Annotated in this window: 7 protein-coding genes and 1 riboswitch; all 7 genes read left to right on the top strand. The window is 61.0% G+C overall.

The window, feature by feature from the left end; genetic code table 11:
- Positions 1 to 797 (top strand): enoyl-CoA hydratase/isomerase family protein (locus AMA01_RS12140; protein WP_376738340.1); only part of this gene is annotated, 797 nt, incomplete at its 5' end.
- A gap of 39 nt (positions 798 to 836) precedes the next feature.
- Positions 837 to 2,021 carry an acetyl-CoA C-acyltransferase gene (locus tag AMA01_RS12145; protein ID WP_067851337.1) on the top strand — a complete coding sequence of 395 codons (1,185 nt, stop codon included), beginning with the start codon at positions 837 to 839 and terminating at the stop codon, positions 2,019 to 2,021.
- 28 nt (positions 2,022 to 2,049) lie between these two features.
- Positions 2,050 to 3,831 (top strand): acyl-CoA dehydrogenase family protein, encoded by a 1,782-nt coding sequence (locus AMA01_RS12150; RefSeq protein WP_067851339.1) that lies wholly within the window; start codon positions 2,050 to 2,052, stop codon positions 3,829 to 3,831.
- Positions 3,832 to 3,861: 30 nt separating this feature from the next.
- Positions 3,862 to 5,526, top strand: coding sequence for a long-chain-fatty-acid--CoA ligase (locus AMA01_RS12155; protein ID WP_067851341.1), 1,665 nt, complete (start codon positions 3,862 to 3,864; stop codon positions 5,524 to 5,526).
- A 25-nt stretch (positions 5,527 to 5,551) separates the two neighbouring features.
- Positions 5,552 to 5,962, top strand: coding sequence for a PaaI family thioesterase (locus AMA01_RS12160; protein WP_231862946.1), 411 nt, complete (start codon positions 5,552 to 5,554; stop codon positions 5,960 to 5,962).
- A gap of 143 nt (positions 5,963 to 6,105) precedes the next feature.
- Positions 6,106 to 6,312: riboswitch (cobalamin riboswitch) on the top strand.
- A gap of 162 nt (positions 6,313 to 6,474) precedes the next feature.
- Positions 6,475 to 8,826: a ribonucleoside-diphosphate reductase subunit alpha gene (locus AMA01_RS12165; protein WP_231862945.1), complete on the top strand. Its 2,352-nt coding sequence runs from the start codon at positions 6,475 to 6,477 to the stop codon at positions 8,824 to 8,826.
- Between the two features lie 56 nt (positions 8,827 to 8,882).
- Positions 8,883 to 9,920 (top strand): ribonucleotide-diphosphate reductase subunit beta, encoded by a 1,038-nt coding sequence (locus AMA01_RS12170; RefSeq protein WP_067851345.1) that lies wholly within the window; start codon positions 8,883 to 8,885, stop codon positions 9,918 to 9,920.
- Positions 9,921 to 10,052 lie beyond the last annotated feature (132 nt).

Here is a 10,052-nt window from a genome sequence, read left to right on the forward strand (position 1 = left end):
AGGGTAAGAACTTCTGCGTTGGCGCGAACCTTGTGCTCATCCTGATGGCGGCGCAGGAGGGTGATTGGGACGAAATCGATCTTTCCATCCGCCAGTTCCATCGCGCCGTCCTTGCGCTCCGCTACAGCCAGGTTCCGGTGGTGGCGGCGCCTCATCGGATGACGCTTGGCGGCGGCGTCGAGGTGTGCTTGGCCTCCTCGAGGGTGCTGCCGGCGGCGGAGACCTACTTCGGCCTGGTGGAAGTGGGCGTCGGCGTCATCCCGGGCGGCGGCGGTTGCAAGGAGACGGCGCGCCGGGTGGCGGAGTCGGTGGGTCCAGATGACGATCTCGTGCCCGCGCTCGCGCGCATGTTCCAGGCTATCGGCACCGCCAAGGTGTCGACGAGCGGCGCCGAGGCGCTCGCGATGGGCTGGCTGCGCGAGACGGATCGCCTCGTGGTGAACGACGACCTGCGCATCTCGGCCGCGAAGGCGGAGGTGCTGCGGATGGCTGAGATCGGCTACACCGCGCCGCCGAAGGCGAAGCAAATTCGCGTCGCGGGACGCGACGGCAAGGCGACTCTGCAAATGGCGGCGCGCGGCATGTGGAATGGCGGCTATATCACGGATTACGACCTCCACGTGGCCTACAAGCTCGCGCACGTGCTTGCGGGTGGCGACGTGCCGGCGGACTCCCTGGTGAGTGAGGACTACCTGCTCGATCTCGAGCGCGAGGCCTTCCTCAGCCTGTGCGGAGAGCCGAAGACCATCCAGCGGATGCAGCACATGCTGGCCACCGGAAAGCCACTTCGCAACTGAGGCGAGTCCACGACGGATACGACGATAGGGAGTGAAACCATGCGGGAAGCTGTGATTGTTTCGGTTGCACGCACGCCGGTCGGAAAGGCCAAGCGCGGTGTGTTTCGCCATACGCGGGTGGAGGACCTCGGGCGCGCGGCCGTGCGCGCCGCGGTGGAGCGCGCGGAGGGACTCGATCCCGCCGAGATCGAGGACGTCGTCATCGGCTGCGCCATGCCGGAGGGCGAACAGGGCCTGAACGTGGCGCGCATCGTGTCGCTGTACAGCGGGTTGCCGGAGAGCGTGCCCGCGATGACCATCAACCGGTTTTGTTCGTCCGGCCTTCAGGCCATCGCCATTGCGGCCGAGCGCGTGATGCTCGGGCACGTCGAGGTCGCACTCGCGGGCGGCGTGGAGACCATGAGCCACGTTCCGATGAGCGGCTTCAAGCCCTCCCCGCACCCGGACATCTTGCTTCAGATTCCGGATATCTACATCTCCATGGGACACACGGCGGAGAACGTCGCGAAGCGGTTTGGCGTGAGCCGCGAAGATCAGGATCGGTTCGCGTATGAGAGCCATCAGAAGGCGCACGCGGCGCAGCAGGCGGGCAAGTTTGACGACGAGATCGTCCCCATGGAGACGAAGGTGTGGGACATCGACGAAGACGGGCGGCCCCGCGAGAAAACGATCCGGGTCACGCAGGACGAGGGCGTGCGAAAGGACACGACGCCCGAGGCCCTGGCGTCGCTCCGGCCCGCGTTTTCCGTCGGCGGCACCGTGACCGCAGGAAACGCCTCGCAGATGAGCGACGGCGCCGCGGCTGCGGTGGTGATGACGGCCGAAAAGGCGCAGCAATTGGGCCTCAAGCCGCTCGCCACGTTCAAGAGCTTCGCGGTGACGGGGTGCGATCCGGCCATCATGGGCATCGGCCCGGTAGGCGCCATCCCGAAGGCGCTGAAGCTGGCTGGGCTCTCGCTTGCCGATATCGATCTCTTCGAGATCAACGAGGCCTTTGCGTCCCAGTGCTTGCAGGTCATTCGCTCGCTCGACATCGACCCCGCCAAGGTCAACGTCAACGGCGGTGCCATCGCGCTGGGACACCCGCTCGGCTGCACGGGCGCGAAGCTGACCGCCACCTTGATTCACGAGCTGCGCCGGCGAGGCGGAGGTTACGGTGTCGTGTCGATGTGCATCGGCGGCGGCATGGGTGCAGCCGGCGTATTCGAAGTTCATCAACCTTGAAACGACAGCGCATAAGGAGTGAGATGACATGGAAAACAAGACCATCGTCCAGGGCGGCGCGTTCATCATTGAGGAGCTGGAGCCCACCGCCGTGGTGACGCCGGAAGGCTTCACCGAAGAGCAGAAGATGATCGCGGAGACGACGAAAAACTTCATCGAATCGGAAGTTGTGCCGCACCACGAGGAGATTGAGTCCCTGAACTACGAGCTCACGGTCAATCTGTTGCGCAAGGCGGCCGATCTCGGCCTGTTGTCCGCCGAAGTGCCGGAGGCGTATGAGGGGCTCGGCCTCGACAAGGTCAGCGCGACGCTCATCAACGAGCACGTGTCGCGCGGCGGATCGTTCGGACTTTCCTTTGGTGCGCACACGGGTATTGGCACGCTCCCGATTGTCTACTTCGGCAACGAGGAGCAGAAGAAGAAGTACCTGCCGAAGCTCGCGTCGGGCGAGTGGATCGGCGCGTACTGCCTGACGGAGCCCTCGTCCGGCTCGGACGCGTTGGGCGCCAAGACGACGGCGAAGCTGTCGGAAGACGGGAAGTACTACATCCTGAACGGCACCAAGCAGTTCATCACCAACGCGGGTTTCGCGGACGTGTTCGTGGTGTACGCCAAAATCGACGGGCAGCACTTCAGCGCGTTCATCGTCGAACGGACCATGCCCGGCGTGAGTTTCGGACCGGAAGAGCAGAAGATGGGCATCAAGGGATCGTCCACGCGCCAAGTCATCCTCGAAGATGTGAAAGTGCCCGTGGAGAACCTGCTGTTTGAGGTGGGGAAGGGCCATCAAATCGCGTTCAACATTTTGAACATCGGCCGCTTCAAGCTGGGTGCGGGTGCCCTCGGCGGATCGAAGATTGCGCTTGAGTCTTCGGCGAAGTACGCGAACGAGCGCAAGCAATTCGGAAAGAAGCTGTCCGAGTTCCCGCTGATTCAGCGCAAGCTCGCGCGGATGAACACGCAGATCTACGCGCTGGAGAGCGTGGTGTACCGCACCGCTGGTCTGCTCGACGCCATCCTTGAGACGGTGGACGTGACGAAGCCCGATGCCGGCGTCGAATCGGCGAAGGCCATCGCGGAGTACGCCATCGAGTGCTCCATCAACAAGGTATTCGGCTCCGAGGTTCTGGACTACGTCGTGGACGAGGCTGTTCAGGTGCACGGCGGCTACGGCTTCATCAAAGAGTACGGCGTCGAGCAAATGTATCGGGATGCGCGCATCAACCGGATCTTCGAGGGCACGAACGAGATCAACCGGATGCTCATCCCCGGCACGATGCTGCGGCGCGCGATGAAGGGCGAATTGCCGCTGTTCCAAAAGGCACAGGCGCTTCAGGCGGAGCTCATGCAGATGGTCCCCGGCCTGACGCCGCCCGAAGGCGTGCTGGCCGAGGAAAAGCAGCTCATCGAGAACATGAAGAAGGTCTTCCTCATGGTCGGTGGCCTGGCTGCGCAGGCGCTGCAGGCGCGTGTCAACGATGAGCAGGAGATCTTGGCGAACCTGGCGGACATCGCGATCCAAGCCTTCGCGGCGGAGAGCGCGTACCTGCGGGCCATGCAGCAGGTGGAGTCGGCGGGCGAGGCGCAGGCCGCGCTGAAGATCGCCATGACGCGCGCGTTTGTGCAGGACGCCGTGGCGAAAGTGGAGCAGGCGGCCAAGGAGAGCTTGGCGCACGTGAGCCAAGGCGATGCGCTGAAGATGCAGTTGTCCATCCTGAAGCGGCTGACGCGCCGTTCGGACGTCGACATGATTGCGCTGGATCGCGAGATCGCAAAGCGCGTGGTGGAGGCCGAAGGGTACGTCTGCTAAGTGGGCGCCGCGAAGGGAAGGTGACACTGGATGGAAAGGCCATGGTTAAAGCACTACCCGCCGGAGGTGCCGAGCACCTACGATTATCCGCGAGAGAACCTGGCATCGTTTGTGTTGCGCTCGGCGGAGGCTTATCCCGATCGGCCTGCCCTGTGGTTCTTCGGATTCAAGATGTCCTACCGCGAGCTGTTGGATGCCTGCTGTCGCTTTGCCAACGCGATGCGAGCGATTCCCCTGAACAAGGGGGATCGCGTCGCCATCATGTTGCCGAACTGCCCGCAGGCCGTGATCGCGTATTACGGGGCGCTGTTGGCCGGATTGACGGTGGTCCAGCACAATCCGATGTATACTCCGCGCGAGCTGAAGCATCAGCTGGAGGACTGCGGCGCCCGAGTCCTGGTGACGCTCGATGAGCTGTGGTCCAGGGTGGAGGCGGTGGAAGGCGAGCTGCCGGTCGAGTATTATGTGGTGACGTCCATTCGAGACTATCTGCCACCCGTGAAATCGCTTTTGTATCCGCTGCAGATGAGCCGTCATGGCGGTGTACCAAAGGTGCCGTATGGCACGCGCGTGCTTGCGTGGAAGCACTGCCTCGCGAGCGCGGCGAGCGATTTGCCGAAGGTCGAGATTGATCCAATGGAGGACATCGCACTCATTCAGTATACGGGCGGCACCACGGGCGTGCCGAAGGGCGCGATGCTGACGCATTACAACCTCGTGGCCAACGCGATTCAGAGCGCGCTGTGGACGTACAAGTTGCAACGAGGTAAAGAGCGGTACCTCGCCGTACTGCCCTTCTTCCACGTTTTTGGCATGACCGTACTTATGAACCAGTCCATGTACACGGGCGGAATGTTGATTCTTGTCCCTCGGTTTCAGGCGGAGCAGGTGTTGAAACTCATTCACGAGTTCAAGCCGACCGTCTTTCCGGGCACGCCGACCATGTACATCGCGCTGATGAATCATCCCAATAGAGCTCGCTACGATCTTTCGTCCATCGAAGTTTGCGTCAGCGGCGCCGCTCCGCTGCCGCACGAAGTACAGGCTCAGTGGGAAAAGCTCACGGGCGGCAAACTGGTCGAAGGTTACGGCCTGACCGAGGCATCGCCTATCACGCATGCGAACAACTTCTGGGCCGAGCGCAAACCCGGTTCCATCGGCATACCCTTTCCAGACACCGAGGCGCGGGTGGTCGATCCCGACGGCAAGCCGCTGCCTGTGGGCGAAATTGGCGAACTCGCGGTGCGCGGGCCGCAGGTGATGAAAGGTTATTGGAATCGGCCCGATGAAACCGCTTCGGTCCTTCGAAACGGATGGCTCGTCACTGGGGATCTTGCGAAGATGGACGAGGACGGCTATTTCTATATCGTCGACCGCAAAAAGGATATCATCATTGCGGGCGGATACAACATCTATCCGCGCGAGGTGGAGGAGGTCCTGTACGAGCATCCCGCCGTCGCGGAGGCGGCCGTGGTTGGCGTGGAAGACCCGTATCGCGGCCAGACGGTGAAGGCATTTATTCAGCTCAAGCCAGGCATGCTGGTTACCGAACAGGAACTTGACGAGTGGTGCCGGGCCAATTTGGCCGCGTACAAAGTGCCACGGGCGTACGAATTTCGAGACAGCCTGCCGAAGTCGGCCGTGGGAAAAATTCTTCGACGTGCGCTCACGGAGGAGGCCACCCGACAGGCGTGACGGCTAGGAGGGTCGAGGCGTGCCCATGTATCCAGGGGGAAGAACAGAAGCGACAAACGCGAAGATCCAAACGTTCGCCGATTTTATAGGCGCGAAATTGGTCAGTGCCGATGAGACAGAGGTGGTTGCGGAACTCGCAATTCAACCCCACCACTGGAATTTGGCGCGCATCGTGCACGGAGGCGTGTACATGTCGTTGCTGGATTCGGCGATGGGGCTCCTCGTCAGCCTCCACTATCCGAATCGGCCCGTGGTGACGACGAACCTCAACCTTCACTTCACGGAGCCGGCGAGTGAAGGAACGCTCGTGTGCAGGGCGAAGTTCATCCATCGAGCGCGAAGCACGATGACCGTGGAGGGGCGCATATACCTTGGAGAGGATCGGTTGTGCGCGCACGCGACGGGATCGTTCCGCGTTCTGAAGCTACCGTCATGAAATGAATGGAAAAAGGCCGGTTGCGAAGATGGTGCGCCGCAGCCGGTTTTTTCGTATTTTTGCGCCTATATCTGATGCCTTTTTTGAGAGAAGGGCTTGCCAAACACTATATCTAGTGTTACGCTAATGCCTGTCCAAAGCATGTGATGTGAAAGGGAATTGGTGCCCGCCGCAGGGCGGGTGAAAAGGGAATCCAGTTTGAATCTGGAGCGGTCCTCGCCACGGTGAAGCGGATCGCGGCGGCAGGGGAAGTCCCCAGCCACTCGGATGTCGAATCAAGTCGACGCCGGGGAAGGCGCCGTTCGCGGATGAAGCGAAGCCCGGAGACCTGCCAATTCCCAGTGATCCGACGCTCACGAGGGATTGAGAAGTCGGCGGACAGGGGACAGTTGCGCACTTTGGCTGGCCTGTCTTCCGCCGTCTGCTCATCCGGGTGAGCGCCCTGGATGGGCTTTTTTGTTGACGAAACGCGAGGTAACAGGTTCAGGACGAGGTGCGGGGAGTGAACGCAGATGGTGCATCCGAACGACACAGCCACCGGACTGATGGAGCGGACGGGTGAAGATGGGACGCGGTCCGAGCACGCGCATTCTGCGCTTGAGGAGTGGCGCGATCGCGTCAAGACCTTCACGGTGGAAAAACGAGATGGGCGGATGGAGCCGCTGTCCGTCGACAAAATCTTCACATTCTTGCGGCTGGGCTGTGAAGCTGTGGACGGCTGTGAGACGGAGCGCTTGGCGGCGGACGTGTGGCCTCAACTGCGGGACGGCATGCGCACGTCGGAGATTGCGCGCGTCTCGATTCAAGCGGCGGTGGAGAAGACAAGCGTCGCGGAACCGGAGTGGCAGTTTGTCGCGGCCCGGCTGTTGCTTCTCGACGCTTACAAGCAGGCGGCCCGCAACCGCGGGTACCGCCACGTCGGCTACGGAGACTTTCATCAGCTCATTGTCGAGCTGGAGCGCATCGGGCGGTACGGCACGTACATACGGCAGCACTACAGCGAGGACGAGATCGCCGAGTTGGCCGCCTACATCAAGCCGGAGCGAGATTACCTGTTCAACTACGTGGGGCTCAAACAACTGCTGGATAGGTACGCGATTCGCAACCTCGAGAACGGGATCATGGAGCTGCCGCAGGAGCTGTTTATGGGCGTATCCATGCATCTCGCCATGAAGGAAAGCGAGAAGGTCGCCTGGGCGAAGCGGTTCTACGACATGTTGTCCACGCTGCAGGCGACGGTGGCGACGCCGACGCTGAGCAATGCGCGCAAGCCGTTCCATCAGCTGAGCTCTTGCTTCATCGACATGCCCGAGGACGATCTCGTCAGCATCTACGCCACGGACGAGGCCTTCGCGCGCGTCTCGAAGTTCGGCGGCGGAATGGGCATCTACGTGGGCAAGATCAGGGCCCGCGGATCGGCCATCCGCAACCATCCGGGGGCATCGGGCGGCGTGGTGCCTTGGATCCGCAACTTCAACAACACGGCTGTAAGCTGCAACCAGCTCGGCATGCGAGCCGGCGCGGCCGCCGTCTACCTCGACGTGTGGCACAAGGACATCCTGGACTTCCTGCAACTGCGCACGAACAACGGCGACGAGCGGATGAAGGCGCACGACATCTTCCCAGGCGTGTGCATCCCGGACCTCTTCATGCGGCGCGTCGAGGAGCGCGGCATGTGGTACCTGTTCTGCCCGTACGAGGTCCGCAAGACGATGGGCTTCTCGCTGGAAGACAGCTGGGGAGAGGAGTTTGAGCGGAGGTATCAGGCGTGCGTGGAGAATCCGAATCTGCCGCGCGTGGAGATCCCGGCCATCGAAATCATGAAGCGGATCATGCAATCCGCGTTTGAGACGGGGACTCCGTTCATCTTCTTCCGCGACACGGCCAATCGCCTCAATCCAAACAAGCACGCGGGTATGGTCTACTGCAGCAACTTGTGCACGGAGATCATTCAAAACATGAGCCCATCTCGCCGGAGCGAGGAGACGGAAGAGGGCGGGATCATCACGACCAAGACGGAAGCCGGCGATTTCGTCGTGTGCAACCTGTCCTCGCTGAACCTGGGTCGTTGCGGCGATCTCGACAGCATCCGCGAGACCGTGCGCCGGCAGATTCGCGCGATGGACAACGTGATCGACCTGAACCATTATCCAGTGGCGCAGGCGGCGGTCACGAACCGCAAGTACCGGGCGGTGGGCCTTGGGATCAGCGGCTATCACCAGTATCTCGCGGAAAAGGGTATTTCGTGGGAGTCGGAGGCCCACTTGAAGCACGCCGACGAGCTGTTCGAGTGGATCAACTTCTTCGCCATCGAGGCGTCTGTGGAATTGGCGCGCGAAAAGGGACCGTACCCGCTGTTCGAGGGCTCCGATTGGCAAACCGGCCGCTATTTCGACCTGCGTGGGTATCACACGCGGCCAGGCGGACCGGATTGGGATAGACTGCGCCGCGAGGTGGCAGAGCACGGTGTGCGCAACGCCTATCTTGTGGCCATTGCACCCACCAGCAGTACGAGCCTCATCGCGGGGAGCACCGCAGGCATCGATCCGGTGTACGCACGGTTTTTCCTTGAGGAGAAGAAAAATGGTGTCGTGCCACAGACAGCGCCCAACCTGAACGACAAGACGTTCTGGTACTACAAAGAAGCCCACACCATCGATCAGCGCTGGAGCATTGAGGCTTGCGCGGCGCGGCAACGCCACGTGGACCAGAGCCAGTCGTTCAACCTGTACATCACGCCAGGCATCAGCGCGCGGCAGTTCCTCGATCTGTACATGCTGGCCTGGAGGCGCGGATTGAAGACCGTGTATTACGTCCGCAGCAAGTCCGTCGAAGTCGAGGACTGTGTCGCATGTTCATCCTGAAACGTGGGCTCGCGCTCGAGTACCAAGCTGACGGAAGCGACAGGAGGATTTGAACGATGCAGTTGAAGCGAACAAGGCTGTTCAACGCCGAAGGTGAGCGCGACTGGGGCAAGCGGCGAATCATCGGCGGAAACACCACCAACATGATCGAGCTGAACAACATCAAATATGACTGGGCCTACAAACTCTATCGGGCCATGATGAATAACTTCTGGATCCCGGAAGAAATCCCGCTTGCCGATGACGCTCGCCAATACGACTTGCTGAACGAGGATGAACGACGAAGCTACAACAAGGTCCTGTCCTTTCTCATCTTCATGGACAGCCTGTTGACACACAATCTACCGAATATCAACGAGTACATTACGGCGCCCGAGGTCAACCTGTGCCTCACGGTCCACGCCTTTCAGGAAGCAGTGCATTCTCAGTCGTATGGCTATGTGCTCGATTCCGTGGTGAATCCCGCCACGCGCGATCAGATCTACAACGAATGGCGAGACGACGATCACCTGCTCAGGCGGAACCAGTTCATCACGGACCTGTTCGAGGAGTTCATTGAGAACCCGACGGATCGAAATTTGATGAAGACGGTGGTCGCCAACTACATTCTGGAGGGCGTGTACTTCTACGCAGGCTTTGGCTTTTTCTTCGTGCTCGGGCGCCAGGGCAAGATGCTTGGCACAGTCTCGGAGATCAAATTTATCCAGCGTGACGAATTGACACATCTCGCGATCTTCCGCAATCTGTACCACGAGATTGTCCGCGAAAATCCGGGAATCGTCACGCCCGACATGGAAGAAGAGTTTCTGGAAATGATGCGGACGGCGGTGCAGCACGAAATCGCGTGGGGACAGTACGTGACACAGGGGAAGATCGTGGGGTTGACCGACGCGCTGATCGACGCGTACATCAAATACCTCGCGAATCTCCGGCTTCAGTCGCTGAACCTGCCCATCCTGTATCCGGAGATCAAGGAGCACCCGATGCCGTGGATGGACAGCTTCGCAGCCATCAACTCGCACAAGACCGATTTCTTCGAACAGCGCGTGACGAACTACACGAAAGCTGGAAATCTGAACTGGGACGATTTGTGATACCTGCGCGGGGCCGCCTGAGGGCGGCCTTTTTACTTCAGCGCCATCGAACGGGCGCATGACTGTGACGTTTCCGGGAAACCTTTGGTTGAGATGCCCTTGGCTCGCCCTCCAGCACATCGCCGCAATTGC

It is taken from the genome of Alicyclobacillus mali NBRC 102425 (assembly GCF_001570745.1).
Taxonomy (GTDB): Bacteria; Bacillota; Bacilli; order Alicyclobacillales; family Alicyclobacillaceae; genus Alicyclobacillus; species Alicyclobacillus mali.

Excerpts from the sequence above, each read along its gene's own strand:
- AMA01_RS12145 (WP_067851337.1), top strand. The coding sequence starts at position 837 with ATGCGGGAAGCTGTGATTGTTTCGGTTGCACGCACGCCGGTCGGAAAG.
- AMA01_RS12170 (WP_067851345.1), top strand. The coding sequence starts at position 8,883 with ATGCAGTTGAAGCGAACAAGGCTGTTCAACGCCGAAGGTGAGCGCGAC.
- AMA01_RS12160 (WP_231862946.1), top strand. The coding sequence starts at position 5,552 with ATGTATCCAGGGGGAAGAACAGAAGCGACAAACGCGAAGATCCAAACG.
- AMA01_RS12165 (WP_231862945.1), top strand. The coding sequence starts at position 6,475 with ATGGTGCATCCGAACGACACAGCCACCGGACTGATGGAGCGGACGGGT.
- AMA01_RS12155 (WP_067851341.1), top strand. The coding sequence starts at position 3,862 with ATGGAAAGGCCATGGTTAAAGCACTACCCGCCGGAGGTGCCGAGCACC.
- AMA01_RS12150 (WP_067851339.1), top strand. The coding sequence starts at position 2,050 with ATGGAAAACAAGACCATCGTCCAGGGCGGCGCGTTCATCATTGAGGAG.